Consider the following 26997-nt stretch of genomic DNA (forward strand, 5'->3'; position numbering starts at 1 on the left):
ATGTACGAACCGATCATCGACGCCCTGCGTCGCGGCGCCGCCGACGAAGCCCTCACCGCCGCGCGTGGCGCCGTTGCGGAACGCGGTGACGATCCGGCCGCACACCGCTGGCTCGCCTACGCGCTGCGCCTGGACGGTGATCGCGAGGCGGCCCTGGAGGCCATCGACGCAGCCATCCGCCTGGCCCCGGAAAACGCCGACCTGCATCTGGACCGCGCCGGCCTGCTGTTGCAGGAGCGCAAGCTCGACGAGGCCCAGGCGGCGCTGGCGCACAGCACCGGCCTGGATCCCAACCAGTTCCCGGCATACGTGATCCAGGCGCAACTCGCGCTGGGCCGCGGCGATCTGGAGGAGGCCCAGCGGCTGACCCGGACTGCCGCGCGCATTTCCGACCAGCACCCGCAGATCGCGGCGCTGGAAGGCAACCTGGCGCTGCGCCGGGGCGACGCCGACCAGGCACTCGCCGGGCTGTCGGCCGCCGCCAAGCTCTGGCCCGAGGAGCCGACGCTGCGCCATGCACTGGGCTTTGCGTATCTGGCCAAGGGTCATCTGGCGTTCGCCGAGCAGGCCTTCCGCGGCTTGCTGGAAGCCAGTCCGGATTCACTGCCGCTGCGCGCGCTGGTCGCCGACCTGCTCCGACGGCAGGGGCGGCCGGGCGATGCCGCCGATGAAATCGCGCCCTTGCTGACCGGCGATGAGGCCGCTCCGGCGCTGCGCCGCATGGTCGCCGAACTGGAGCTGGAAGCCGGTCGTGACGAGTCCGCCCGCGATAGCCTGCTCGAACTGGTCAAGGAGAATCCCGACGACCGCCGCAGCATCGTGGCGCTGGCGGAGGCCTGGCGCCGGCTGGGCGCGGCTGACGACGCGCGCACGACCTTGGATGCGTTGCTGGAAACTGCGCCGGGCAACATTGACCTGTGGCGCGCGCGCCTGCTGTTCGAAGAGTTCGCGTCCCCTGAAGCGCTGGCGGTCGTCGAGCGCTGGCAGCAGCTTGACCCCGACAGCGTGCCGGCGCTGGAAGCGCGCATCACCCTGCACGACGTGGCTGGCGAGACCGGGCATGGCGACGCCCTGGCCGCGCGCATCATCGAGCTGCAGCCCGGCCACGCCAAGGCGGAGACCCGGATCTTCGACCGGTTGCTGCAGACCGACCCGGACGCGGCCATCACCCACGTCGAAGGTCTGCTCGCGCGCGCACCCGACGAGGCGGTGCGCAGCAACCTGCGCCAGCTGCTGGGCCGCTGTTTCGATGCGGCCGGCCAACCTGCCGCCGCGGTGGCGACCTGGGCCGAGCTGCACAGTGAGGTTGCACCCCAGCGCCTGCCGCTGCTCGAGCCCAGCATCGCCCGCGATTGGCCGGCCGACGACAGCGAGGATGTCAGCCGCCACAGCGGACTGCTGCTGTGGGGCGCGCCGGGTTCGTTGATCGAGCGCGTCGCCGGTACCCTGCACGCCGCCGGCGCACCGCTGTTCGCCGACCGCTTCGGGCCGACGCCGCCCAACGACCTGTTCCAGCGCTTTGCCACGGTCAACGCCTTGGCCAGCGGCGCCGCCGACCCCGCCGCACTGATCGCCGAATGGCGGGCCGCGTTCCCCTCGCGCGGAATCAAGCCCGACCAGATCTGCGACTGGCTGCTGTGGTGGGACAACACCCTGGTGACCGCGCTGCGCGAGCACGCGCCCGAGGCCATGCTGCTAGTGGCGCTGCGCGATCCACGCGACATGCTGCTGGACTGGATCGCCCACGGCGCGCCGGCGCCGTTCGCGCTGGCCTCGCCGGAGGCCGGGGCGCGCTGGCTGGCGAAGGTGCTGGACCAGGTCGCCGAGCTGCACGAGCACAACCTCATTGCCCATCGCCTGCTGCGCATGGACGGGGTGGAGAACGACATGGCCGCCCTTGCCCAGATGCTGGCCAACGCGCTGGATGTCAGCCTGCCTGCGGTGGCGCAGGGTCGCTTCGGTCCCGACCGGATGGCCGCCGGCCGCTGGCGCGATTTCGTCGAGCCGCTGGGCGATGCGTTCGCCCTGCTGACGCCGGTGGCGGTGCGCCTGGGTTACCCGCAGGACTGATCCGACCCGATAAGGCCCGCGTGGGCGGCCATCTGGCAGACTGGTCCGGTAGCCACACGGAGTCCACGCATGCGCATCCACAGCGACAGTTTCCAGCGTCACCAGTCCCTGCCGGCGGAGTTCGCCGCCGGCCAGCCCACCGCCGACGGCTTCGGGTTCGCGCCAAACCGCAACCCGCACCTGGCCTGGGACGAGGTCCCGGACGGCGCGCGCTCGTTCGTCCTGATCTGCGTCGACCCCGACGTGCCAACGGTGGCCGAGATGGTCGGCAAGGAAGGCGTATCGATCCCGGTCGACCAGCCGCGCACCGATTTCATCCACTGGGTGATGGCCGACATTCCGGCCACGGTGACCGAAATCGCCGCCGGTGCCTGCAGCGACGGCGTGGTGCCGCACGGCAAGCAGAACCCCGGCGGGCCAGAAGGATCACGCCAGGGCTTGAACGACTACACCGGCTGGTTTGCCGACGACCCGGCCATGGCCGGCGACTGGCACGGCTACGACGGCCCGTTCCCGCCGCCCAATGACCTGCGCATGCACCGCTACTTCTTCCGCGTGTTCGCGCTGGATGTCGAGCGCCTGCCGCTGCCCGACCGCTTCACCGCCGCCAATGCACTGACCGCGATGCAAGGCCATGTGCTGGCCGAGGCGGACACCTACGCGACCTACAGCCTGCACCCGGATCTGTAACCGGTTGACTCAGCCGCCGGCCGGCAGCCACAGCAGCAGGGCGGCGCCCAGCGCGATGCGGTAGAACGCGAACGGGGCGTAGCTGTGTTGCTTGATGTAGCCCATCAGCCAGCGCACCGCGATGAATCCGGTCGCGCTGGCGGCGACGAATGCCAGCCCGAGCTCGCCCCAGGCCTCGCCGCCGGCCGCACCGCCGCTGCCCTTGATGAAGTACTCCAGCACCGCGTAGCCGCTGGCGGCGAACATGGTCGGGATGCCGACCAGGAACACGAATTCGGTCGCCGCCGAGCGCTGCCCGGTGCCGGCCAGCATCGCCATGAAGATCGCCGCGCCCGAGCGCGAGGTACCCGGGAAGATCCCGGCCAGCACCTGCGCCAGGCCGACCAGGATCGCCACCGTCCAGGTGACGCGCGTGGACGGCGGACGACCGGCGGCGATGCGCTCGGCGAAGAGGATCCAGATACCACCCAGGATCAGGGCGATGGCCACCGGCGAGACGGTTTCCGGCAACTCCCAGCCCAGCAGCCGCACCGGCAGGCCGACCAGTGCGGTGACCAGGAAGGCGGCGCCGATCTTGGCCAGGTACAGCCGGTTCTCACGCTCGCGCAGGCCGGTCGCCAGCGACCACAGCCGCTCGCGGAAGACCAGCGTGATCGCCAGGATCGCGCCGGCCTGGATGACGATGTTGAACAGGTCCGAGCGCGCACCCAGCCAGTGCTGGGCGATCAGCAGGTGACCGGTGCTGGACACCGGCAGGAATTCGGTCAGGCCTTCGAGGATGCCGAGCAGCAGCGCGGCGAGGGTATCGGACATGGAAACCACCGGAAGCGGAGCGGGTGCACGGCTGGTGGCGCCCACGAGGTGGGCAAGGATAGCGGCAACCGCCACCCGCGTCCCGTCGCCCCGCCCGGGCGCAAAAAAAATGACATGGGGAGTCCGGCCATCGAATAAAATCAGCCCTTGCTACTGTAGTCATCCCCCATCTCCAGGAACCCCGCATGTCCATCGAGAACGTCGAGAAACTGGTCCAGCAGCACAAGGTCGAGTTTGTCGATCTGCGTTTCACCGACATGCGTGGCGTGCAGCACCACGTCACCTTCCCCGGTTCGATCATCGACGAGGCGCTGTTCGAGGACGGCCGGATGTTCGACGGCTCCTCCATCGGCGGCTGGAAGGGCGTGCACGATTCGGACATGGTGCTGCTGCCCGATCCGTCCACGGCGTTCCTGGACCCGTTCACGGCCGACCCGACCCTGGTGCTGACCTGCGACATCCTCGATCCGGCGACCATGCAGGCCTACAACCGCGACCCGCGCGGCATCGCCAAGCGCGCCGAGGCGTTCCTGAAATCCAGCGGCATCGCCGACCAGGCGTTCTTCGGCCCGGAGCCGGAGTTCTTCATCTTCGACAGCGTCCGCTACGCAAATGACATGGGGCACACCTTCTTCCACGTCGACTCCGAAGAGGCGGCCTGGAACTCGGGCAAGGAGTACCCCGGCGGCAACAGCGGCTACCGGCCCGGCGTGAAGGGCGGCTATTTCCCGGTCGCGCCGCTGGATTCGCTGCACGACATCCGCGCGCAGATGTGCAAGACGCTGCAGGCGGTCGGCATCGAGGTCGAGGTCCACCACCGCGAGGTCGCCACCGCCGGCCAGTCGGAAATCGGCACCCGCTTCAACTCGCTGACCAAGAAGGCCGACGAACTGCAGACGATGAAGTACGTGATCAAGAACGTCGCCCACCGCCACGGCAAGACCGCGACCTTCATGCCCAAGCCGCTGGTCGGGGACAACGGCAGTGGCATGCACGTGCACCAGAGCCTGGCCAAGGCCGGGGTCAACCTGTTCAGCGGCGACGGCTACGGCGGCCTGAGCCAGATGGCGCTGTGGTACATCGGCGGCATCTTCAAACATGCGCGTGCGGTCAATGCCTTCGCCAACGCCACCACCAACTCCTACAAGCGGCTGGTGCCGGGCTTCGAGGCGCCGGTGATGCTGGCCTACTCGGCCTCCAACCGCTCCGCCAGCTGCCGCATCCCCTACGTGGCCAACCCCAAGGCGCGCCGCGTGGAGATGCGCTTCCCCGACCCGATGAACTCGGGTTACCTGATCTTCGCCGCGCTGATGATGGCCGGGCTGGACGGGATCAGGCACCAGATCGATCCGGGTCCGCCCAGCGACAAGGACCTCTACGACCTGCCACCGGAAGAGGAGAAGAATATCCCGACCGTCTGCCACAGCCTGGACCAGGCGCTGGAGGCGCTGGACGGAGACCGTGACTTTCTGAAAGCCGGCGGCGTGTTCAGCGACGACTTCATTGACGCCTACATCCGGCTGAAGATGAAGGAGGTCACCGCGTTCCGCGCGGCGACCCATCCCCTGGAATACCAGATGTATTACGCGATCTGATGGAGCCAGGCGCCGGCCGGGATTTCCGGCCGACGCGGCTGCGATGGATCAGGTCCGTCGGCGCAATACCGGCGGTAGCGCGGCCGCAGGGCGGTCAGCCGGCGCGTTGGGTGACCGTCAACGTACCGGGCAGGGCCACGCCCTTGCGGTCGCCGATGCTGCCGTCGGCCGCATCGGAGATGTTGAACAGCCGGTAGGCGCTCTGGTAGTCGTCACCGCCCAGGTTGCGGGCCAGGGCGATCGCGAAATCCCAGGTCTTGATCGTGTTGCCGTCGTAGTCCTTGATCAGGGCATTGAGCTTGAAGTCCATGCCATCGGAGGCTTCCAGCGCCTTCTCCGCGTGCCCCAGCAGCTGCGCCATCTCCGCTTCGGTGTAGCTCACGCTCACCGTATCGCCGTCGTTCACGGGGCCGGAATCCGCATGTTCGATGCCGCCGCCCTGGGCGACATTGAGGAAGGTGGCCACGCTGTCATCGGCCGTGTAGGTAAAGGTGTAGCGCCGGTCGGCAATGATCTCCGAGCCGTCGGCCCGGAAGCTCTGGGTGAGGGACAGGGGCACGTTGTCGCCGTAACGCAGATCCCAGGTCGCCGACGCGGAGCCGTCCGCGCGGGTGGTCAGCACGCTGTTGCCGGTGTTCCCGGCGCTGTTGAACGACGCCTTCAGCGGGCCCAGTTCCAGCTTGAGCTGGCTCTGCGAGGAGTAGTCGAGCTTCTGGATTGTCGCGACCTCCGACACCCCGTTGCCGTTGGCGGTCGGCATCGTGCCGGTGGCCACATAGTCGTTGAACGCCGCGCGACCGTCGGCGCTGGACAGGTTGAACTCGGCGGTCTTCAGCGTGGCGGCGTCGAGCTTGTCGTTGCGGCCGATCATCGCGCTGGCGACCGAGAAGTCCACACCCACGCCGTTGTAGGCTTCGATCGCCTCGGTCGGGCCACCGGTGACACGGACCTGGTCGGTGCCGATCTTCTCGACCAGCAGGCTGGCACCTTCAAAGTTGGTGATCTTCGATTCGGTGGCGATATGGCGGAAAGCGGCCTTGAACTCGGTGCCGCTGTACTGCGAGCCGTCGAGCTTGATCACGGTGCCGGTGGGCATGGAATCGGGGTCAAATGGATTGACCGTTTTAAGGTCGGTCTTTGCCGCGATCTGCTCGGGCATCGACACCTCGAATGACCCCTTGATGCCCTCGGTCCTGCCGACCTCCAGTCCGGCCTGCTTGGAGTCCACGCCGGCGTTGAGTGTTACCGACAGGTCAGCCGAGCTGCGGTAGGTGGTCACGCCGTTGTCGGTCTTCTTGCCGGAAGTGACCGTTGTCTGGGCATCGATGCCGAACGACACGCCGTAACCCTTGGCGTTCTTCAGTCCCTGGCTGAAACCGCCGCCGCCGCTGACGCTGACCGTGCCTTTCTCGCTGTCAAAGCCGATGCTGCCGTTGGCCGACGTGCCGGTGGTGCTGGCCGTGCCGCTGCTGTTGGTGGTGGTGGTCTTGTCGCTCTTGCTGCCGCTGACCGTCGCACCGCTGTCGTCGACCTTGACGCCGGTTTTGCTGGTCGAGGTCGTGCCGTTCGCTTTGTCGCCGGTGCGGGCGGTGCTCTCGGGCTTGACCTCCAGCGATCCGCTACCGCCGGCGTCCTTGGCCGGAGCAGCTTCGGGCAGGTTGATGCGGGCGCCCGGATACAGCACGTCGGGGTTGAGGACCTGCGGGTTGGCGGCGAGCAGCTTCTGCGCGCTGATGCCTTCGGCCTTCGCAATCGTGGCGATCGAGTCGCCATGCTTGACCACGTGTTGCCGCGGCGGCGGCGGGGGTGGCGGCGCGAAACGCTCGCGGACACCGTCAATGCGGGGGATGCTCATGGCCGACTCCGTCAGTTTCCTGAGTCGAACATAGAGCGCGCGGCGAGTGCCGACAGCTGGGGTTGTCCCTAGAGGACGGTGAATCGACCGTGTGCGGTTCAGGCAGCCAGCCGGCGCCGACCGCGGCGGATCGCCTCAGCCAACGGTGGGAAGCAGCAGCTCGGCCGAGCCGGCACGGTGGGTCGCGCCGACCGCGTCGACCACCCGGGCGCAGGCGTGGCGGGTGGCGTCCAGCAGTGGGGCTCCGGCGAGAAGTTCCACGTTGAGCATCGCGCTGAACAGGTCGCCGGTGCCCTTGGGCGCGGCGTCGACGCGCTCGTGTTCCACCACTTGAGCGTCGTCGCGGCTCACCAGCGCCACCCGCATGCGCCCGTCCGCCCACGACTCCGGCGCCGCGCTGGTCACCGCCACCCACTGCGTGTGGCCGACCAGCAATGTGCGCGCGGCCTCGATCGCGCCCTCGATGGTGTTGGTGGGCCGGCCGCTGAGCCGCTCCAGCTCGAATCCGTTGGGGGTCAGGCCGTGCGCCATCGGCAACAGCGCCTTCTGATACACCGGCAGCATTGCCGGGTCGACATACACGCCGGTGTCGTGGTCGCCGATCACCGGGTCAACCTGCACGTGCAGATCGGGGTGGCGCTCATGCATGCGGCCGATCCAGTCCGCCAGCGCCTGCGCCTGCGCAGGCCCGCCCAGGTAGCCCACCAGAATCGAGCGCAGCGACGCCAATGCGCCGCGCGCTTCGAGATCCTCCAGATAGCCGCTGAACCAGTCGATCGGGACGGCGCCGCCGTGCAGGGTGGGGTAATGCGGCGTGTTGCTCAGCAGCACGGTGGGCACCGCGGCGACGCTCAGGCCGGCGGACTGCAGGGTCGGCACCGCGACGTTGTTGCCGACCCGGCCGTAGATGACCTGCGACTGCACCGACACCACGTCGATCGCCAGCGGCGCCAGCAGGGTGGATGCCAGCAACTCGGGAGGCGCCGTTTCGCTCACGCGCCCGAATCCGTGGGCCAGTAGTGGCTGTCAGGCAGCGCACGCGCGCCGAAAATCGCCTGGCCGACGCGGACCACGGTCGCGCCTTCCTCGATCGCCATCTCGAAGTCGCCCGACATGCCCATCGACAGCTCGTCCATGCCGATGCCGTCCGGCGCGTCCTGGCGCAGGCGGTCGCGCAGTTCGCGCAGCAGGACAAAGCAGGCACGCACCCGCTCCGCATCCGGCGACAGCGCCGCCAGCGTCATCAGGCCGCGCACGCGCAGCGCGCTGAAGGCCGGCAATTCGCGCACGAACGCGGCCACGTCCTGCGGCGCCAGGCCGTACTTGCTCGCCTCGCCCGAGGAGTTCACCTGCACGAAGACGTCCAGCGAGCGACCTTCCTCTTGCAGGCGGCGGTCCAGCGTCCGCGCCAGGCGCAGGCTGTCGAGGGCCTGGAACTCGCTGGCGAAGCTGGCCACCAGCTTGGCCTTGTTGGTCTGCAGGTGGCCGATCACCGACCAGCGCAGGTCGGTGAGGTCGGCCATGGCCTCCCACTTGGCATGCGCTTCCTGGACCTTGTTCTCGCCCAGGAACGTGCAACCCGCCGCATGCACCAGGCGGATGCGCGCCTCATCGATGGTCTTGCTGACCGGCAACAGCCGCACCCCGGCCGGATCGCGGTCGACGCGCTGGCAAGCCGCCTGGATGCGTGCCCGCACGGCGTCCAGGTTGTGCCGGAAATCGGCCAGGGTGGTGGCCGGCGGATAGACTTCGGCGGCACTTGATGGCGGGATTGGGGTGTCCAATGCGCGGACCTCGAAGCAAGGGTGATCGATGGGCGGGCGTGGAGGGCCGCGCAACACGGGAGCAGCGCTGCAGGCGCAGCTTGGCGCCGCAGCCACTGCTGATTGTAACGCCGGGCACCGGAGGGCCAGCGTGGTTGTCCCGCCGTGACGGCTTCACCAGCCTGCGACCGCCCCCGGGATAACGTCGCGCTGCGATTCTTCACCCAAGGAGAGTTCCCATGAAGACCACCGTTTTGACCGGCGCCGCCGTTTTGGCGCTTGGCCTCGCCGCTTGCAGCAGCACCCCGGAGCAGACAGGCAAGGCGAAGTCACCAGCGTCAACGTCCCGCACCGCGATGGCGACCACCTCAACCGTCCAGCGCGCACACGTCAATCTGGCGAGCGCCTCGGGCAGCATTGTCAGCGGAAAGCTCACCGTCACCCCGATGGGCGATGGCGTGCACTTCAGGGGTGAAATCGGCGGCTTCAAGCCCAACAGCACCCATGCCATCCACATCCACGAGAAGGGCGATTGCAGCGCGGCCGACGCCAGCAGTGCCGGAGGCCACTTCAACCCTGCCGGAGTCAAGCATGGCCGGATGAGCACGCCCCCGCATCACGCCGGCGACATGGACAACATCGTTGCCGACGCCAAGGGCGTGGCCAAGGTGGACGCGCACGCCAGTGGCCCGGTGCTCGGCGGAGGTGCGCCCAACGACGCCATCGGACGCGCGGTGATCGTGCACGCCTCCGCTGACGACTACACCAGCCAGCCCGCCGGTGATGCCGGCGCACGCGTGGCCTGCGGAGTCATCCAGGCCGGGTGAGGTGTGACGCCGGCGTCGCCGGGTGCGATGCTGGCCGGATGCAGATAGACATCCGTGACGCGATGCCGGGCGACGCCGACCTGCTGGCGCAGTGGGCGGCGGCGATGGCGCTGGAGACCGAGTCCAAGGTGCTCGCCCCGGCCACGATCCTCGCCGGGGTGCACGCCGGTATCGCAGACCCCGCACGCGCGCGCTACTTCATCGCCACCGGCAGCGCCGTCTTCAGTGGCAGCGAAGTGGTGCGCCTGCCGGTCGGAACCCTGATGCTCACCCGGGAGTGGAGCGACTGGCGCAACGGCGACTGGTGGTGGATCCAGAGCGTGTATGTCGATCCAGGCTACCGTCGCCGCGGCGTACTGTCCGAGCTCTACCGGCATGTCGAGGACCTGGCGCGGCGGACCGAGGGCGTGATCGGCCTGCGGCTGTATGTCGAGCGCGACAATGCCGTCGCCCAGCGCACCTACGCAGCGCTGGGGATGGCCGACGCCGGCTACCGCATCTACGAAGCGGGTTTTGTCGACTGATCAGGACAGCGCGGCGCGGCAGTCATCGTCCAGGTCGCAGTGGACGAATTGGACCGCAATGCCGTGCGCGCCCAGCACTGCCGCAATCTGGCGCTGGCGACCCTGGAAAAACTGGAACAGGCGCTGCTGGCGCTCGCGTTGGTCATCGTCAGCGGTCGCGATGCCGTGGTCATAGTGCTGTTCCCAGCTCGCCGGTGACATCAGCGCGATCCGCGCCTCGCCATTGACGTAATGCACCAGTGGCTCGGGCGCAGCGTCCAGCCAGGCAGACTGCCCGGGGTGCAGCAAAGCCGTTTCCAGCAGCGGCCACAGCGGCGCCAGGCCGGCGTGTTCGTACTGGATGGAGGTCATTGCCGCCAGGTCGTGCACGGTCATGAAGCGGGCATGCTCGACCTGCAGGCCGAAGGCAGCCTGGGCGGCCAGCGCGGTGTCCGCGGCGGCCATCCCGACCTCGATCAGGTCGCGCTCGAACGCATCGCCCACACGCGCCACCACGTCCTCGGCACCCTTCAGCACGAACGGCACCAGCCGCAACGGACCGCCCAGGTAATCCGGTGACGGAGCCAACGTGCCCGGCAGCACCGAGCCACTGGCACCGAAGGCGATGATCCGGCCGCTGTCGCGCTCCAGCCCGCCGCGGGGCGCGCGGGCGGCCAGCTCGTCCAGCTCCCGGTGCAGCGGCCAGCCCGGTCGCAACAACTCGACCGGATCGTAGTGGGCACCGACGGTAATCAGCTCCAGCCGCGCCGCCTCCGGCGCAAAATCCGCCAGGTCGCGGGCGATCAACTGGGCCAGCGCACCGACTTCGGCCTGCGCCAGGCGGTCGCGGTCGACCGGGGCGTCGCCGACCACCTCGATGGCGAACGCACCCAGCACGCTCAGTGGGGCGGCAGCGACTGGGCGGGAGACGGGGTGGGAATTGCTGGCTGGGCTCATCGGGTGTCCGGGCGGGAATCTGGCGGTGGGCAGGTCGTCGGGCCGGCCTGGATACGCAGGCGTTTGGTTGCACGCAAGGGCCGGCGTTACACTGCCGTCATTATGCCCGCAAGCGACCGCGGGCCCTGCAATCCCCGTGCTGGCTGGGCCGTCGCGGGGCTCCAACGAGGTGACCACCGATGCGCCAAACCCGTCCCGTTGCCGTGCTCGGCGGCGTCCGGATTCCCTTCTGCCGCCAGAACACCGCGTATGCGGATGTCGGCAACCTGGGCATGTCGGTGCGCACGCTCGGCGCGCTGGTCGAGAAGTACGGCCTGCATGGACAGCAACTGGGCGAGGTGGCGATGGGTGCGGTGATCAAGCACTCCAGCGACTGGAACCTGGGGCGCGAGGCGGCCCTGTCCTCCGGCCTCTCGCCGTTGACGCCGGGGCTGACGCTGCAACGTGCGTGCGGCACTTCCCTGGACACGATCGTCGCCGTGGCAAACAAGATCGCGGTGGGCCAGATCGAGGCCGGCATCGGCGGTGGCTCCGACACCACCTCGGACGTGCCGATCGTCTACGGCAGCCAGCTCCGCCGGCGCCTGCTGGCCGCCGCTGCGGCGCGCGACACCAAGGGCAAGCTGGCCGCGTTCAAGGGCTTCTCGCTGCGCGAACTCAAGCCCGATTTCCCCGGCGTCGCCGAGCCGCGCACCGGCAAGTCGATGGGTGAGCACTGCGAGGAGATGGCCAAGGAATGGAACATCTCGCGCGACTCGCAGGACGAGTGGGCGCTGTCCTCGCACCAGAAGCTCGCCGCCGCCTACGAGCGCGGGTTCTTCGACGACCTGGTGGTGAGCTTCCGCGGCGTCTCGCGCGACAACAACCTGCGCGCCGACAGTTCGCTGGAAAAGCTGGCAACGCTGAAGCCGGCGTTTGACCGCACCTCCGGTCGCGGCACGCTCACCGCCGGCAATTCCACCCCGCTCACCGATGGCGCCGCTGCCTGCCTGTTGGCCTCGCCGGAGTGGGCCGCAGCGCACGGTCACGAGCCGCTGTGCCACCTGATCGACTCGCAGGTCGCGGCGGTCGATTTCACCCACGGCGAGGGACTGCTGATGGCGCCGACCATCGCCGTGCCGGAGATGCTCGCCCGCCAGGGCCTGAGCCTGCAGGACTTCGACTTCTATGAGATCCACGAGGCGTTCGCCGCCCAGGTGCTGTGCACCCTGCGCGCCTGGGAAAGCGAGGAGTACTGCAGGAACCGCCTCGGCCTGGACGCGCCGTTGGGCCGGATCGACCCGGCGAAGATCAACCCCAACGGTTCCTCGCTGGCGACCGGCCATCCGTTTGCGGCGACCGGCGCGCGGATCGTCGCCACCGCGGCCAAGGAGCTGGCACAGCGCGGCGGCGGCCGCTGCCTGGTGTCGATCTGCACCGCCGGCGGCATGGGCGTGGTGGCGATACTGGAACGCTGAGGCGCCACGTGCGGCGCGCGCGCATCACCCGCGGACTGACGCTGAACGCCTCAACCCGAAACGTCCAGCGCCGCGCGCCGCCTGTTTACTCGCGCAGACGCGGCATGCCGTGTTCGTCGCGCTCTTCCACCACCGCCATGTCATGCAACTGCTGGCGCATGTCGCGTCCCGGCAACTCGGTGACCGCCTCGCCGCGGCTGGCGCGCAAGGCGTTGGCGTAGGCCAGGCGGCTGCGTGGCTCGTCGCCGGACTCGGCGAAACCGTGGCCCAACTCCTCCCACGCATCGCCGCCCGCACCCTGGGCGATGGCGCGGTGCAGATACCCCTCCGCCTGCCCCCATTGCCCCTGCACGCGATTGATCCGGGCGAGTGCCAGGAGGAGTGCGGGGCTGCCCGGGTGCGCCTGCAACCAGCGCTCGGCGTTTTCCCGACGCCGTTCGAGCTGGCCAATGGGCAGCCGCCCGTACAGCGCGGCTAGCGATTCGTCCCAGCGCTCGTCCAGCGCCTTTTCCACGCTTTTGGCCGCGGCATCTTCCCAGCGCAGGGCGGCGGCGCGCTCGGCATACGCCGTTACCGCCTCGGGATCGGTACGGAACGCCTTGGGCAATGACTCCCAGCGGTCGGCAAGGATGTTCGCATCGCCCGCTTCGCGCAGCGCGGCGCTGGCCCATTGCGCCTCCAGCCGGTCCAGCTGTTGCACCGGCAACACCTTCTGCTGACGCATGGCGCCCAGCAGCCCGTACGCCTCGCCGACCTCGCCAGTCGCGGCCAGCGCATGCGCGCGCAGCAGCAATCCACGTGGCGGCAGTGGCTGCACGTCGGGGGTCTCCAGCAGCATCAGCGCCTCTGCGGGACGGCCGTCGGCGAGCGCGAGTTCGGCGCCGATCACCGCGCGGGTGACGGGGTGCGAGCCGGTCAGCGCGTCCAGATGCTGGCGTGCGAGCGGTGCGTCACCTGCGGCGGCAGCGGCGCGTGCGGCGCCTGCGTGAGCCAGATGGGCCACGCCCTGGCGCAACGCCATGGGCTGGCGCGCGGCGTCGTCGAGCAATTTCTCCGAGCGTCCCCACTGGCCAAGTTCCAATGCACCCAGGCCATCGACGAGTTTCATCCGCGCGGCGCGGTTGCGGCGTCGCCGCAGGGTGACGAAGGGCAGGGTGAGCATCTTCCAGATCAGCCACAGCGCGACCCACACGCCCAGCCCGACCAGGATGGCCGCGGCCAGCGTGGTCACGTAGCGGGTGCCGCGGAAGTCCAGCGTCAGCACGCCCGGATCCTGGACGAGCAACTGGGCCGCGAGCGCACCGACCAACGCCAGCACGATCCAGAACAACAGGTTGCGGAAAAGGTTCATGGCAGCTGCTCCCGATTATTCGCGCGCAGTTGGCGCAACTGGATCAATGTGGTGCCCAGGGTCGGAAGCGGGGGTGAAAGCGGCAGCGCAGCGATCTCCTGCAGCTCGGCGCGGGCGTCGGCGGCCGCGCCGGGCGTGGGGAATATCCGCGCCAGCCAGAACTCTGCACGACCAAGTGCGGCCCGGTAAGCGGCGATGTCGCGGCGTTCCGCGGCGGCCCGAGCGAGGGTGATTTCCAGCTGCAGACCTGCCTGTGCATCCGCCTGGTCGTCCGCATCGAGCGGTTGTGGCCCCTCCAGGGTTTGAACTTCGACGATCCCGATGAACGCCCGCTTCCACCACGGCAGCGGTGGTGCGGTGACGGCCGTCTTGGCCGGCGACACCGGCTCGGCGACACCCTTCGCCCACTGGTCCAGGCGCGCGAGCGCCCGCGCGCGCGGCTCGGCGTCCAGCGCATCGAGCGCGGCGCGCTCCTGACCCAGCGCCTGGCGCAGGTTGAGGTAGGCCGGGTCCTCGATCGACTCCAGCACGCCGGCGGCAAGTGCGTAGCTGCGGCGGGCGCCATCGAGGTCGCCGGCGATCTGCAGGCGCTGTTGCCCCAGACTCAGCAGGACTTCCGCCTCGTCCAGGCGCAGCGCTTGTGCGCTGTGTCGCGCCGGATCGCTGTAGCGCGCGAAGCTGTCCTCGATCAGGGCGGAACGCTCCGAAAGCCCGAGCAATTCATCGCGCAGGATGCGGTTGGTCGCGATCGCCTGTTGCAGGCGCTTGGCCTGGACTCCCTGATCCCCGCGCAGCGTTGCCAGGCGCTGGTCCAGGCTCGCCAGCCGCACGTCGATGTCACTGGCCTGGGCGACGTCCTGAGCTTGATGGCGCTGCCACCAGTAATAGCCGCCATAGGCAAGCGCACCGGCCACCAGCAGCAAGACCAGCAGCCACAGCCACAGCCAGGCTGATCGGCGATGGGGGGATGGGACGGGGGGAGTGCTGGACACGTCAGACACACGGTTGGCGGGGGTTCCAATGCTACCGGACCGGCGTGTGCGCGGGCGTCATGCCATCAGTTGCGCGGCCGCCTCGATCATGTCGGCCGGACGCGCACTGCGCGCCTGGCGGCAGGTCGAGAATCCGGAGTCGTGGGCCAGTTCCACCAGTCGTGCGCTGGCGGCAACCGCGGGCAGCGCGCGCAGACGCTCGACCACCGCCGCCGGCAGCCTCTGCAATGTGAGCTGCAGGGCCTCGCCGCTGGACACCGCAAGCACGCCCGGCACCTTGAGGTTGTGCACCGCCGCCAGCGCGCGCGGCGACGGCACTACCGGAACGCGTTGATAGACATTGGCGCGGATGAGCTTCGCGCCGCGTGCCGCCAGGGCTGGAGGCAAGGTGCCGCGTCCCCCCGGGGCGGTAACCAGGCCGATCGTGCTCCCATGCAGGTGGTGCAGTCCGGGCAGTGCCAACAAGCCCTCACTGTCCATGCGGGTGGGCGCGACAACATCGGCCACCCCGACCCGTCGCAGCGCGGCCGCAGTGCCCGAGCCGACGGCAAACCACGTCTGGCCCGGCATTGCACGAAGCTCGCGGAGCTTCGCGGCCGAGCGCGCGGCCTCCGGGCTGGTGAACATCAGCCGGTCGGCGGCGAGCGCCTGGTCCAGTGCGGCGCGGCTTTCCACGCTGTCGACGGTCTCCAGCTTCCACGGCGCCAATGCGAGCAGGCCGGCACCGTGGCGGGCGGCGGCGCGGCGCAGGCTCGCGTTGCCACCGCGTGGACGCAGCGAGATCACGTACCATGCGGGGGCTGGGTTGCGCGCGGTCATCGGCACAGCTTGGCACGCGCCACCAAGGACTGCATGCCTCGTCGTGCCGCCTGCGCACCCATCCCATTTACCGGTCGATCCGGCTCCAGCCAGGGTTTACATGCCGCAATCTGCGTCCTACAGCGAGGCCTTGCAGGGTCTCGAGCAGCGTTTCCAGTCGATGCCGCCGGTGGCGGCGATGGCGCCGGTGATCGAGAGCTTCGACGGCGACAGACTCTGCCTGACGGCGCCACTGGCGTTGCACGTCAACGACAAGGGCTGCGCCTTTGGCGGCAGCATGGTCTCGCTGATGACCCTGGCGTCCTGGGGGCTGGTGACGATGCAGGTCGAGGCTGCCGGAATCGATGCGGGGATCTACGTCGCCGACAGTCAGGTCCGTTATCTGCACCCCGTCTACGACGACCTGCGCATCACCGCCGGGCTGGCGCCTTCAGGCGGCTGGGACGCATTCATTGCGACCCTTCGCCAGCGCCGGCGCGCACGCGTCAGCCTGGTCGCCCGCCTGATGTTGGCCGACGGCCGGCTTGCCACCGATTTCAGCGCCCGCTACGTCGCGATCGCCCGCTGAGCCACCCTGTCCACAGCGCCCGTTACGATGGGACGCCTGCCACCCGGAGACTCCTCAACGTGCCTTGGCCTACCCGTCTTCTTCCGCGAAACCGTCGGCCCGGCCTGCGCGCGATGCTGTTCGCACTGGCCTCGCTGCTGGTGCTTGCCGGCTGCGGCAGTGCCAGTCCCGCCGCCAACGCGCTGGACTCCGCGCAATACGCCTGGTCGGGAGCGATCCGCTGGGGCGATTTTGGCGGCGCGCGGAACCTGGTCGATCCGGCGGTCCGCGATGCGAATCCGCTCAGCCCGCTGCAGATGGAACGCTACGAACAGGTCCAGGTCTCGTCCTACCGCGATGTCGGCGGCGCCGTGGATACCGCCAACGGCCGGGCGGTTCGCAACATCGAGATCGGCGTGATCAACCGCCACACCATGGCCGAGCGCACCGTCCGCTACCTCGAGCAGTGGCGCTGGGACGAGAACGCCAAGGGGTGGTGGCTGGTCAGCGACCTGCCGGATCTGTGGGCAGGCCAATGAGCGTGTTTTTGCACGCGCCCCGCTGCTGGGCGACAATCGCCGGCCCCAAGCCCGTGCGCGTGATTCCGTGACCTTTGAAGAACTGCTGGCGTTCGCCCAGCGTCACCCCCTGCTTTCGCTGGCGCTGGTCGGCATCACGGTGGCCCTGGTGTTCACCGAAATCGCCCAGCTGTTCCGCGGGTACGCCAGCCTGCGTCCTGCCGAACTGGTGGGATTGATGAACCGCGACAACGCACTGGTGATCGACCTGTCCCCCAGCAGCGACTTCGAGAAAGGCCACATTGCCGGCAGCAAATCGGTCCAGCCCAGCCAGTTCGATCCGGAAAGCAAACAGCTGGCCGCCGCCAAGGCGCTGCCGGTGATCGTCGTGTGCCGCACCGGCATGACGGCCGGCGCGTCGGCCAAGCGGCTGAAGAAGGCCGGCTTCGAGAAGGTCTACGTGCTCGAGGGCGGCATCCAGGCCTGGCGCCAGGCCGACCTGCCCCTGGTGAAGGGCCGCCGCGGCTGAACGGGTCAGCGGTAGCCGCGCAGCCTTGCGTCGCTGCCGGACGGCCCCAGTCTTGAGCCGGGCACGCGTTGATCGCATGCCATAATCGTTACTTTTCCGTCTTTACGCTGGAGTAATCCCGATGTCCGAAGAAACCCTCAACGGTGCCGCCGCGCCGGCTGAAGCCGCCACCGGCCCGTCTTTCACGGTCGAGAAGATCTACGCCAAGGACGTCTCCTTCGAAGTTCCAGGCGGACCGGGCGTGTTCAACGAGCAGGCCCAGCCGGAGTTGCAGATGAACCTCAGCCAGAGCGTGCAGCAGGTCAACGAAGGCCTGTACGAGGTCGTCCTGGGCATCACCCTGACCTGCAATGCCGACGACAAGCCGCTGTACCTGGCCGAGGTCAAGCAGGCCGGTGTGTTCAGCATGACCGGTTTCGAGCCGGCGCAGCTGGACGCGATGCTCGGTATCCATTGCCCCAACGTGCTCTACCCGTACTCGCGCGCCCTGATCAGCAGCCTGATCCAGTCCGGTGGCTTCCCGCCGTTCTTCCTGCAGCCGATCAATTTCGAGGCCCTCTACAGCGAGAGCCTGCGCCAGCGCGCGGCCAAGGAATCCGAGAACGCGGCCCCCGGGCTGGACGGCGTCGAGACCGCCGGCAACGCCTGATCTCGTCGGCATGAGCGACTCGGTGGAAAACAGCGCCCTGCGCGTGGCCGTGCTGGGCGCGGGCTCGTGGGGCACGGCACTGGCCGCACTGATCACGCGGCACGGACACGACACCGTACTGTGGGGTCGCGACGCGGAGGCCATCGCCGGCATCAAGCACGACCGGGAGAACGCCCGGTATCTGCCGGGAATCATGCTGCCGGACACGTTGCGCGCGACCGGTGATCTGGTCGAGGCGCTGACGGACGCCGACCTGGTCCTGGTGGTCGTACCGTCGCACGCCTTTGCCGACACCTTGCGGCTGCTTGCACCGCACCGCCCGGCGCATGCCGGCGTGGCCTGGGCCAGCAAGGGTTTCGAGCCGGGCAGCGGCCGCTTCCTGCACGAGGTTGCCGCCGAGGTGCTCGGAGGCGATGTGCCACTGGCAGTGGTCACCGGTCCTTCGTTTGCCAAGGAGGTCGCCATCGGCCTGCCCACCGCGTTGACGGTGCATTCGGCAAGCGCAGACTTTGCCAAACGCGTTGCCGACGTCCTGCACGGGCCGAGTTTCCGCGCCTACACCGGCGATGACATGCTCGGCGCCGAGCTGGGCGGGGCGATGAAGAACGTACTCGCGGTGGCCACCGGGGTCGCCGACGGCATGGAGCTGGGCCTGAACGCCCGCGCCGGCCTGATCACCCGCGGCCTCAACGAGATGCTGCGCCTCAACCGCGCCCTGGGCGGTCGTCCGGAGACGGTGATGGGCCTGGCCGGCCTGGGTGATCTGGTGTTGACCTGCACCGGGGACCTCTCACGCAATCGCCGTTTGGGGCTGGCATTGGGGCGCGGTCAATCCATCGAGGACGCGATCCGCGACATCGGCCAGGTGGTCGAGTCGGTGCAGACCGCCGACGAGGTGATGCGCCTGGCCCGCCGGCACGAGGTCGAACTGCCGATCGCCGAAGCCGTGTTCGCGGTCTTGCATGGCGATCTCACGCCGGCCCAGGGGTTGCGCCAGTTGATGGCGCGCGAGCAGAAGGCCGAGTATCCCGGTCCGTTGTTCGGCTGAGTCCTCCTCGAAACGCACCCTCCGCGAACACACTCCGCGGAGTACGCCCATAAAAAAGCCCGGCCGAGGCCGGGCTTTTTTTCCTGTATGACGATCGATATCAGAACGTGATGCGCGGACCGATGAACCACTGGGTGTCGCCGTCGACGAACTTGACGTCGCCGCTCAGGCCCCACATCGGGTTGAACTTCACCTGCGCGCCGAGGCGACCGTAGAAGTCACCGTCGTAGTCGCTGCCGTCTTCATAGCCGGCCATCGCGTAGCCTTCGAAGTTCGGCGCCAGCGCGCCGCGCACGCCGACTTCAACGCTGTAGCCGTTCAGGCTGTTGTTGAACTCGTCCTCGGAACGCTCGTAGGCGACGCGGGTCACCAGGTCGGCGGCCGGGGAGATCTCGTGGTTGTAGCCCACGCCCAGGCGCCACTGATCGATCTTGACGCCGCGGTAGCGCAGCGGACCAACGAAGAAATCGTCGGTCTTCTGGTTGGAGTAGTCACCGAACACGTGGAAGTTCGGCGCGATGGCGCCGGAACCGCGGACGGCAAACCCGTCGGCGTCGCTGTAGTCGGTGTCGGTGGCGATGTAGCCGGCTTCGACGTAGTTGTAGGAGATGCCATCGGCGGCCGAAGCAGCAAACGGGAGCGCGGCGATCAGGCTCAGGGCAAGCAGTGACTTCTTCATGATTTTTCGGCCTCTTGAAAGGGATAGCTCATTCCGGCTGCGGCCGCCTCAAACCAAGGTGGCATCCCAGCTGGACCCCGGCAGTATCCCCGCGGGGGTGTAATCCCAACTGAATTGTGTACTTGACCGTTCAATAACTACAGGTGCTGTTCAGGATGGAATATTGGAAGCCCGGTTGACCGGTGTCATGAAGCCGCAACGCCTCCTTCTGCAGACTGGGCGCCCGACGATGCGGTCGATTCCAGAGGAGTCCAACATGGCAATCCGTTTTCCATCCATCTCAAGCAGCATCCTGGATGCCGTTGGCGACACGCCGCTGGTGGAAGTCGAGGGGATTCTAGCCAAGCTGGAGTTCCTGAATCCTTCCGGATCGATCAAGGCCCGCATCGCCAAGTACATGATCGAGAAGGCCGAGGAGGCGGGCCTGTTGCAACCCGGCGACACCATCGTGGAAGCCACCAGCGGCAACACCGGCAACGCGCTGGCAATGGTCGCGGCGGTGAAGGGATACCGGATGCTGGTGGTGATGCCCGAAGGCCTGTCCGGCGAACGGGTCGCGATATCGCGCGCCTACGGGGCTGAGGTGCTGTTCTGCGGGGATTTCCACGTGAACTCGGCGCTTGAGAAGGCGCGCGAACTGGGTGCGCAGCCCCACCATTTCTGTCCCAGCCAGTTCGAGTCCGAGTGGAATGTGGAAGAAAACCGCCTCGTCCTCGGTCCGGAGATCCTCGCCCAGTTGCCGGAAGGCGTCGTGCCCGATGCGCTGGTGGCGGGCGTGGGAACCGGCGGCACCCTGATCGGCGTCGGCCAGGCATTCCGCGAGGTCAATCCCGATGTGCGGCTGTTCGCGATGGAGCCGTCCGAGTCGCAGACGCTGCTGTGCGGCGAGGTCGCCCTGCACAAGATCGAAGGCATTTCCGATGGCTTCGTGCCGGGGATCTTCCAGCGCCACGGCGCGCTGGTCGATGAGGTCACCAGTGTGGCCAGCGCGGACGCGGTCGGCGCAATGCGGCATCTGGCCCGCGCGCACGGGCTGTTCTGTGGTCCCAGTTCGGGAGCGCACCTGCTGGCCGCCAAGCGGGTCCGCGAGTTGCACCCGGAACTGAAAACCGTGGTGACGCTGTTCTGCGACAAGGGCGAGAAGTACCTGCAGGAGTATTTCGTCCAGGCCGACAGCCAGCCCGAGGAGCCGACGCCCTTCATCTGACGGCCCGGCAAGGGCCGATAGCATGGCGCCCGTCATCCTTCCGGGAGTCAGATCATGGGCTGGACCCTGCACACCCACGCCGATGCGCGGCAGCTGGCCGCTCATCTCGTTGATTCGCTGCAGGCCTCGTTGCGGGCCGGCCTGGACGAACACGGCGCCGCCATGCTGGCGCTCGCCGGTGGGAGCACACCGTGGCCGGTATACCGGCAGCTCGCGCAGGCACCCTTGGCGTGGCAGAACGTCACCCTGCTGCCCACCGATGACCGTTGCGTGCCGGTGGAGTCGCCGGCCTCCAACCTGCGCGGCCTGGCCGAGGCATTCGCGCCGGCCAATGGCGTGCAATTGGCGGCGCTGACCGCGCCCGACGGCGACCCGGACGCCTCCCTGGTCGAAGCCCGCGCCTGGCTGGCGCTGCATCGGCAGAACTTTGATGCCGTCGTGCTGGGGATGGGCAATGACGGCCATACCGCGTCGCTGTTCCCGGGGGCTCCCGAGCTGGCTTGCGGCTACGACCCGGTCCTGGAAGCGTGCCGGTTCGATCCCGACCCCTTGCCGCCTGAAGCACCCTACCCGCGCATCAGCCTCAGCGTGGGCCGTATCCTGCGCTCAGACGCGCTGCACCTGCTCATCACGGGCGACGCCAAGCGCAGCGTGCTGGAAGAAGCGATCGCGCTGAACGATCCACAGCGTCATCCGGTGATGGCGGTACTCGGCGCGCCCACGGTCGATGTGCAGATCCACTGGAGTCCGTAACCCGCTTCCCCCGGGGAATGGGGCGCTTCCCCGAGCGCCGAGCGCAGCGCTCAATCGGGCACGGCAGTACCAGCACCCGGATCGCCGGCAAAGCCCTGCTGCCGCCACGCTTCAAACACCACCACGGCCACCGCGTTGGAGAGGTTCACACTGCGGTTGCCCGGCTGCATCGGCAGGCGCAGCCGCTGATCGGCGGGCAACTTCGCCAGTACCTCCGCCGGAAGGCCCCGGGTCTCGCAGCCGAACAGGAAGACGTCGCCGCTGCGGTAGGCCGGCCGGTCGTAGCGCACGCTGCCGCGGGTGCTGAGCGCAAACACGCGTGGTCCGGTCTGGCGCGCCTCGGCGATGGACGTCAGGGCGCCGTCCAGATCGTCATGCACCTGCATGCCGGCGTACTCGTGGTAATCGAGCCCGGCGCGGCGCAGCTGGCGGTCCTCCAGGCTGAAGCCCAGCGGCCGCACGAGATGCAGGCGTGCGCCCGTATTGGCGCACAGGCGGATGGCGTTGCCGGTGTTGGGCGGGATCTCGGGCTGGTGGAGGATGACGTCGAACATGCCGCGATTATGCGGGCGGCGGCAGCGTCGCGGCGGCGCAAGTGTGGTGACTGCGCGTCGGCGCGACCGGCAACGGGAGCAGCGGCGTGACTTGTGACCCGGTCCCCATAACGCGCGCTGCCGTTACGATTGCGTATCCGTCCATATCGGGCGGGACCGTACAAGGAGTGTCGAATGTCCGCATCGTCCCGCGCAGCCGCGTTGCTTCCCGCCGTTCCTGCTGGTTCTCCCCGCCCGTCGCGCCGCAGCGTCGTTGCTGACGCCCGGCCGCGCACGCTGCGCCACGGCGCGCTCGCCCTCGGGGTCGCCGTTGCCATGGGCAGCCTGGCCTTCCTGCCGCAGCCCGCCCAGGCGCGCACGGCCGTCACGGCAGCGCCGGTGGACATCGCCTACGAGCAGTTCACCCTGCCCAACGGACTGCGGGTCATCGTCCACACCGACCGCAAGGCGCCGATCGTCGCGGTCAACGTCTGGTACCACGTCGGCAGCAAGGACGAGCCCCGGGGCCGCACCGGTTTCGCCCACCTGTTCGAGCACCTGATGTTCAACGGCTCGGAGAACCATCGCGGCGAGTACTTCGATCCGTTCGAGATGGTCGGCGCAACTGACATGAACGGCACCACCAATACCGACCGCACCAACTACTTCCAGAACGTGCCGACCACCGCGCTGGATACCGCGCTGTGGATGGAGTCCGACCGCATGGGCCACCTGCTGGGCGCGATCGACCAGGCCACCCTGGACGAGCAGCGCGGCGTGGTCCAGAACGAGAAGCGCCAGGGCGAGAACCAGCCCTACGGCCAGGTCTGGACCAAGTTGAACCAGGCGCTGTATCCGGTCGAGCATCCCTACCACCACAGCGTGATCGGCTCGATGGCCGACCTCGACGCGGCCTCGCTGGAGGACGTCAAGAACTGGTTCCGCGCGTGGTACGGCCCCAACAACGCGGTGCTGGTGCTGGCCGGCGACATCGACGTGGCGACGGCAAAGGAAAAGGTTGCCCGCTATTTCGGCGACATCCCGGCCGGCCCGGACATGGCGCAGCCGCCGGTCGATGTCGCCCGGCGGCCGGCCTCGACCCGCGAAGTGCTCGAGGATCGGGTGCCGCAGGCGCGCATCTACCGGGCCTGGAACGTCCCGCCGACCGCGACGGTGGAAGCCGACCAGCTCGGCGTGCTGGCCCAGGTCCTTGGCGGCAGCAGCACCTCGCGCCTGGCCAGGCGGCTGGTGCACGCCGACAAGCTGGTCGACAACGTGACCGCCGGTCTCAGCGAGTCGCAGCTGGGCTCCAATTTCCTCGTCTTCGCGACCGTCAAGGAAGGCGTGGACCCGAAGAAGGTCGAGGCGATCATCGACGAGGAGCTGCAGCGGCTGCTGGCCGAAGGTCCCAATGCCGCCGAGCTGGCGCAGGCGAAGACCGTGGTGCGGGCGGGCTTCATCCGCGGTGTCGAGCGAATCGGCGGCTTCGGCGGCAAAGCCGACGCGCTGGCCAGTTGCGCGATCTACACCGAAGACCCGGGCTGCTTCCGCCAGAGCATGGCCACGGTGGCCGCCGTGCAGCCGGCCACGTTGCAGGCGCTGGGGCGCCAGTGGCTGGGCAAGGGCGACCACACCCTGGTGGTGGTGCCCGGCGAGCGCACCCCGCTTGCCGAGGATCCGGCGGTGGAGCCGGCGCCGCTGACCCTGCCGGCGGTGGATTCGCGCTACAGCGTGTTGCCGTCCAGCGTGGACCGCAGCACGGGCGTGCCGCTGCCCGACGAGTTCCCCGAGCTGAAGTTCCCCGAGCTGCAGCGCGCCACCCTCAAGAACGGCACCCGCGTGATCCTCGCCCAGCGCCACGACATCCCGGTGGTCCAGTTCTCGCTGATGTTCGACGGCGGCTTCAAGGCCGATCCGGCGGACAAGCTTGGCAGCTCCAGCTTCACCATGGGCATGCTCGATGAGGGCGCCGGCGAGTACGACGCGCTGGGCTTTGCCGCGCGCGCCGAAGCGCTGGGCGCCAACCTGGGCGCCGCCGCCGGCCTGGACGGCGCAAGCGCATCGCTCTCGGCACTGAAGGAAAACCTCGACCCGTCGCTGGCCTTGTTCAGTCAGATGCTGCGCCAACCGCGCTTCGAGCAGAGCGAGATCGACCGTGTGCGGGCCACCTGGATCGCCGGCATCAAGCAGGAGAAGGCACGGCCCAATTCGGCCGCGCTGCGCGTGCTGCCACCGCTGCTGTACGGCGAGGGCCACCCGTATGCCATTCCGTTCAGCGGCTCGGGGACCGAGGACACGATCGCCGCGCTGACCCGTGACGACCTGCTGGCCTACCACCAGGGCTGGGTGCGGCCGGAGGCGGCCACGATGGTGGTGGTCGGTGACACCACACTGAAGGAGATCGTGCCGATGTTGAACCGGCACCTGGGCGACTGGAAGGGCAAGGGCGCCGCGCCCGCGCCGGTCAGCGTCCCGGACGTCGCGCTGCCGGGTGCGCCGCGCGTGTTCCTGATCGACCAGCCCGGCGCGGTGCAGGCGAACATCTACGTCGGCGAACTGGTGCCCTCGACCAAGTCCGAGGACGCCACCGAGTTCGGCTTCGCCAACACCGTGCTGGGCGGCCAGTTCAGCTCCCGGCTCAACATGAACCTGCGCGAGGACAAGCACTGGGCCTACGGGTCCTACAGCTTCGCCAGCAGCGCGATCGGCCAGCGGCCGTGGCTGGCGTACGCGCCGGTCCAGATCGACAAGACCGCCGAGTCGGTGGCCGAACTGAAGCGCGAGATCAACGACTTCGCCAGCGGCAAGTCGCCGGCGACCGCCGAGGAGGTTTCCAAGGTCAAGGCCAATGAAATCCGCAGCCTGCCCGGCGCCTACGAGACCGGCAGCGCGGTGATGGGCACGATCACCGGCATCGTCCGCTACGACCGCCCGGATGACTACGTCTTCCAGCACAAGGCCGAGATCGACGCGATGACCCCGGCTGTGGTGGCCAAGGCCGCCTCGACGATCGACCCGGCGGCGTTGACCTGGGTCGTGGTCGGTGACCTGGGCCAGATCGAGGCGCCGGTGCGCGCGCTCGAGCTGGGACCGGTGCAGGTACTGGACGAAGACGGCAAGCCGGTCGCGCGGGCCACCAGCGCCGCCAGCAAAGAGTAGAGCGTGGCATCTTCGCAAGCGCCCGCCGGCCTCGCGCGGCGGGCGCTTGCCAAGCGCGCGGGATGTCCGCTGCGCGGTTATGCCTGATTCACGCCGGGCGGCCGATAACATCGGCTGCCCGCACCACCCGCCTCGGGCTCCCGCTCCGGCGGCCCCATCCATCCAGGAGCTTCCATGATCCGCTCGTCGACCCTCGCCATCCCGCTTGCCCTTGCCACCGCAGTCCTCCTCGCCGGCGGGTGCACGTGGGTGAAAATGGCGCCGGGGGCCAGCGCCGTCCGGGTGATCGGCGCAGGTGGTCCGCCGGCGGGATGCACCCGCCAGGGCGAGATCGCGGTCTCGGTCAAGGACAGCGTCGCCTTCTACGAGCGCAACAACCTGCGCGTGCGCGAAGAGCTGGAAACCCTGGCCCGCAACGAGGCGCCGGGCCTGCAGGCCGACACCATCCAGCCGATGGGCCCGCCGACCGCCGGCGAGCAGCGGTTCTCGGCCTACCGCTGCGGCAGCGTGACGGCGGTGCCCGGACCGGCCGCGGCGGAGACTCCGAAAGGTGGCGTGCAGACGTATCCGGTCGGCAACTGACCGGTTTCGCGGCCAGTGTTAATGCAGGCGGGACGGTAACGCGTTAACCTGTCGTGATACCTGTCTTTCCTGGTTTGCCGCCCATGCAGTTCCAACATGTCGCCATCGCCGGCCTGGCCCACATCGACGCGCCACGCCGGTTGAGCTCGGAAGAGATCAATCTCCGGCTCAAGCCGACCCTGGACCGCCTGGGCATCCGCACCGACGTGCTCGGCGATATCGCCGGCATCCACGCGCGCCGACTGTGGGACGGCGATGTGCTCGCCTCCGACGCGGCGACGCTGGCGGCGGTGAAGGCGCTGGCCGATTCCGGGATCGATCCCGACCGCGTTGGCCTGCTGGTCAATACCTCGGTCAGCCGCGACTACCTGGAGCCTTCGACGGCCTCGATCGTCAGCGGCAACCTGGGGCTGCCCGACACCTGCCAGAACTTCGACGTCGCCAACGCGTGCCTTGCATTCATCAATGGCATGGACATCGCCAGCCGCATGATCGAATGCGGCGAGATCGACTACGCGCTGGTGGTGGACGGTGAAACGGCCGACCTGGCTTACGAGAAGACCCTGGAGCGCCTGAGCAGTGCCACCTGCACCGAGGCGGACTTCCGCAATGAACTGGCGACGCTGACCCTGGGGTCGGGCGCGGCGGCGATGGTCATGGCCCGCGCCGAGCTCGCTCCGGGTGCGCCCCGCTACAAGGGCGGCGTGACCCGGGCCGCGACGGAATGGAACAAGCTGTGCCGCGGCAACCTCGATGGCATGGTCACCGACACGCGGATGCTCCTCATCGAGGGCATCAAGCTGGCCCAGAAGACCTTCGCCGTTGCCCGCCACAAGCTGGGTTGGGTGGCCGAGGAACTGGACGAGTTCGTCATCCATCAGGTCAGCAAGGTGCACACCGCCGCCTTCACCAAGGCCATGGGCATCGATCCGAAGAAGGTCCTGACCATCTTTGGCGAGCACGGCAATATCGGCCCCGCGTCGGTGCCGATCGTGCTCAGCAAGCTGCGCGAGATGGGTCGGCTGAAAAAGGGCGACCGCGTGGCCCTGCTCGGTATCGGTTCGGGGCTGAACTGCTCCATGGCCGAGGTGGTCTGGTAAC

The 26997-nt window shown here is 68.6% G+C and carries 25 protein-coding genes and 1 pseudogene; 16 read left to right on the forward strand and 10 right to left on the reverse strand.

The window, feature by feature from the left end; translation table 11 throughout:
• Together INQ43_RS00410 and INQ43_RS00415 are read left to right on the forward strand one after the other, a co-directional pair.
• The gene (locus tag INQ43_RS00410; protein ID WP_194036759.1) at window positions 1-2070 is read left to right on the forward strand and encodes a tetratricopeptide repeat protein; all 2070 of its coding nucleotides are present in this window, start codon (window positions 1-3) and stop codon (window positions 2068-2070) included.
• 69 nt (window positions 2071-2139) lie between these two features.
• Window positions 2140-2760: a YbhB/YbcL family Raf kinase inhibitor-like protein gene (locus tag INQ43_RS00415; RefSeq protein WP_194036760.1), complete on the forward strand. Its 621-nt coding sequence runs from the start codon at window positions 2140-2142 to the stop codon at window positions 2758-2760.
• A 9-nt stretch (window positions 2761-2769) separates the two neighbouring features.
• Here the strand turns inward: INQ43_RS00415 and INQ43_RS00420 are convergent, their stop codons facing one another.
• Window positions 2770-3573: an undecaprenyl-diphosphate phosphatase gene (locus INQ43_RS00420; protein WP_194034677.1), complete on the reverse strand. Its 804-nt coding sequence runs from the start codon at window positions 3571-3573 to the stop codon at window positions 2770-2772.
• A 185-nt stretch (window positions 3574-3758) separates the two neighbouring features.
• Here INQ43_RS00420 and glnA point away from each other — a divergent pair, with 185 nt between their 5' ends.
• Entirely contained in the window at window positions 3759-5168 is a 1410-nt protein-coding gene (glnA, locus tag INQ43_RS00425) for a type I glutamate--ammonia ligase (RefSeq protein ID WP_194036761.1), read from the forward strand.
• A gap of 94 nt (window positions 5169-5262) precedes the next feature.
• On the opposite strand, the gene INQ43_RS00430 is transcribed toward glnA, so the two are convergent.
• The 3 genes from INQ43_RS00430 to INQ43_RS00440 form a co-directional block, all read right to left on the reverse strand.
• On the reverse strand, window positions 5263-7023 hold the full coding sequence (locus INQ43_RS00430; protein WP_194036762.1) for a LysM peptidoglycan-binding domain-containing protein: 1761 nt from the start codon (window positions 7021-7023) through the stop codon (window positions 5263-5265).
• 135 nt (window positions 7024-7158) lie between these two features.
• The gene (gene pdxK / locus INQ43_RS00435; protein ID WP_228062555.1) at window positions 7159-8019 is read right to left on the reverse strand and encodes a pyridoxine/pyridoxal/pyridoxamine kinase; all 861 of its coding nucleotides are present in this window, start codon (window positions 8017-8019) and stop codon (window positions 7159-7161) included.
• Window positions 8016-8795 (reverse strand): YggS family pyridoxal phosphate-dependent enzyme, encoded by a 780-nt coding sequence (locus INQ43_RS00440; RefSeq protein WP_228062707.1) that lies wholly within the window; start codon window positions 8793-8795, stop codon window positions 8016-8018. Before INQ43_RS00440 ends, pdxK begins: the two co-directional genes overlap by 4 nt.
• A 230-nt stretch (window positions 8796-9025) precedes the next feature.
• On the opposite strand from INQ43_RS00440, the gene INQ43_RS00445 reads away from it, so the two are divergent.
• Window positions 9026-9613 carry a superoxide dismutase family protein gene (locus tag INQ43_RS00445; protein ID WP_194034681.1) on the forward strand — a complete coding sequence of 196 codons (588 nt, stop codon included), beginning with the start codon at window positions 9026-9028 and terminating at the stop codon, window positions 9611-9613.
• Window positions 9614-9651: 38 nt separating this feature from the next.
• Entirely contained in the window at window positions 9652-10137 is a 486-nt protein-coding gene (locus INQ43_RS00450) for a GNAT family N-acetyltransferase (RefSeq protein WP_194036764.1), read from the forward strand.
• Here INQ43_RS00450 and INQ43_RS00455 read toward each other — a convergent pair whose 3' ends face one another.
• A complete protein-coding gene (locus INQ43_RS00455; protein ID WP_194036765.1) occupies window positions 10138-11073 on the reverse strand; it encodes a hypothetical protein in 936 nt (311 codons plus the stop codon).
• Between the two features lie 179 nt (window positions 11074-11252).
• Between INQ43_RS00455 and INQ43_RS00460 the strand changes: the two genes are divergently transcribed.
• Window positions 11253-12530 (forward strand): acetyl-CoA C-acetyltransferase, encoded by a 1278-nt coding sequence (locus INQ43_RS00460; protein ID WP_193985278.1) that lies wholly within the window; start codon window positions 11253-11255, stop codon window positions 12528-12530.
• 85 nt (window positions 12531-12615) lie between these two features.
• Here INQ43_RS00460 and INQ43_RS00465 read toward each other — a convergent pair whose 3' ends face one another.
• Genes INQ43_RS00465 through INQ43_RS00475 form a run of 3 tightly spaced genes read right to left on the reverse strand, consistent with a single transcriptional unit; the run spans window position 12616 to window position 15692 of the window.
• Window positions 12616-13881 carry a heme biosynthesis HemY N-terminal domain-containing protein gene (locus tag INQ43_RS00465; RefSeq protein ID WP_194034685.1) on the reverse strand — a complete coding sequence of 422 codons (1266 nt, stop codon included), beginning with the start codon at window positions 13879-13881 and terminating at the stop codon, window positions 12616-12618.
• Complete coding sequence (locus tag INQ43_RS00470) at window positions 13878-14873, reverse strand: uroporphyrinogen-III C-methyltransferase (RefSeq protein WP_194034686.1); 996 nt, start codon at window positions 14871-14873, stop codon at window positions 13878-13880. The genes INQ43_RS00465 and INQ43_RS00470 overlap by 4 nt, the downstream gene beginning before the upstream one ends.
• A 57-nt stretch (window positions 14874-14930) precedes the next feature.
• A complete protein-coding gene (locus INQ43_RS00475; RefSeq protein ID WP_194034687.1) occupies window positions 14931-15692 on the reverse strand; it encodes a uroporphyrinogen-III synthase in 762 nt (253 codons plus the stop codon).
• Between the two features lie 100 nt (window positions 15693-15792).
• On the opposite strand from INQ43_RS00475, the gene INQ43_RS00480 reads away from it, so the two are divergent.
• From INQ43_RS00480 to INQ43_RS00500, 5 genes are all read left to right on the forward strand, one after another.
• Complete coding sequence (locus INQ43_RS00480; protein WP_194034688.1) at window positions 15793-16260, forward strand: YiiD C-terminal domain-containing protein; 468 nt, start codon at window positions 15793-15795, stop codon at window positions 16258-16260.
• Window positions 16261-16373: 113 nt separating this feature from the next.
• On the forward strand, window positions 16374-16778 hold the full coding sequence (locus tag INQ43_RS00485; RefSeq protein ID WP_194034689.1) for a hypothetical protein: 405 nt from the start codon (window positions 16374-16376) through the stop codon (window positions 16776-16778).
• Window positions 16779-16845: 67 nt separating this feature from the next.
• Complete coding sequence (locus INQ43_RS00490) at window positions 16846-17286, forward strand: rhodanese-like domain-containing protein (protein WP_194034690.1); 441 nt, start codon at window positions 16846-16848, stop codon at window positions 17284-17286.
• Between the two features lie 121 nt (window positions 17287-17407).
• Window positions 17408-17935 (forward strand): protein-export chaperone SecB, encoded by a 528-nt coding sequence (secB, locus tag INQ43_RS00495; RefSeq protein ID WP_194034691.1) that lies wholly within the window; start codon window positions 17408-17410, stop codon window positions 17933-17935.
• A gap of 10 nt (window positions 17936-17945) precedes the next feature.
• Window positions 17946-18983, forward strand: a complete 1038-nt coding sequence (locus tag INQ43_RS00500) for an NAD(P)H-dependent glycerol-3-phosphate dehydrogenase (protein WP_194036766.1) — start codon at window positions 17946-17948, stop codon at window positions 18981-18983.
• A 100-nt stretch (window positions 18984-19083) separates the two neighbouring features.
• Here INQ43_RS00500 and INQ43_RS00505 read toward each other — a convergent pair whose 3' ends face one another.
• Complete coding sequence (locus INQ43_RS00505; RefSeq protein WP_193985291.1) at window positions 19084-19662, reverse strand: Ax21 family protein; 579 nt, start codon at window positions 19660-19662, stop codon at window positions 19084-19086.
• A 256-nt stretch (window positions 19663-19918) separates the two neighbouring features.
• On the opposite strand from INQ43_RS00505, the gene INQ43_RS00510 reads away from it, so the two are divergent.
• Together INQ43_RS00510 and pgl are read left to right on the forward strand one after the other, a co-directional pair.
• Window positions 19919-20869 (forward strand): cysteine synthase family protein, encoded by a 951-nt coding sequence (locus INQ43_RS00510; RefSeq protein ID WP_194036767.1) that lies wholly within the window; start codon window positions 19919-19921, stop codon window positions 20867-20869.
• A gap of 54 nt (window positions 20870-20923) precedes the next feature.
• Window positions 20924-21622 (forward strand): 6-phosphogluconolactonase, encoded by a 699-nt coding sequence (gene pgl, locus INQ43_RS00515; RefSeq protein WP_194036768.1) that lies wholly within the window; start codon window positions 20924-20926, stop codon window positions 21620-21622.
• 50 nt (window positions 21623-21672) lie between these two features.
• Here pgl and INQ43_RS00520 read toward each other — a convergent pair whose 3' ends face one another.
• On the reverse strand, window positions 21673-22176 hold the full coding sequence (locus tag INQ43_RS00520; RefSeq protein WP_194036769.1) for a tRNA (cytidine(34)-2'-O)-methyltransferase: 504 nt from the start codon (window positions 22174-22176) through the stop codon (window positions 21673-21675).
• 315 nt (window positions 22177-22491) lie between these two features.
• Between INQ43_RS00520 and INQ43_RS00525 the strand changes: the two genes are divergently transcribed.
• The 3 genes and pseudogenes from INQ43_RS00525 (at window position 22492) to INQ43_RS00535 (ending at window position 26996) form a co-directional block, all read left to right on the forward strand.
• On the forward strand, window positions 22492-25314 hold the full coding sequence (locus INQ43_RS00525; RefSeq protein WP_228062708.1) for a pitrilysin family protein: 2823 nt from the start codon (window positions 22492-22494) through the stop codon (window positions 25312-25314).
• A 255-nt stretch (window positions 25315-25569) separates the two neighbouring features.
• Window positions 25570-25815 (forward strand): annotated as a pseudogene (locus INQ43_RS00530) (DUF4156 domain-containing protein); the annotation flags it as partial.
• Between the two features lie 164 nt (window positions 25816-25979).
• Window positions 25980-26996, forward strand: a complete 1017-nt coding sequence (locus INQ43_RS00535; RefSeq protein ID WP_193985300.1) for a 3-oxoacyl-ACP synthase III — start codon at window positions 25980-25982, stop codon at window positions 26994-26996.
• Window position 26997: the final 1 nt, after the last annotated feature.

This window comes from Lysobacter sp. H23M47 (genome assembly GCF_015209765.1).
In the GTDB taxonomy this organism is placed as follows: Bacteria; Pseudomonadota; Gammaproteobacteria; order Xanthomonadales; family Xanthomonadaceae; genus Novilysobacter; species Novilysobacter avium.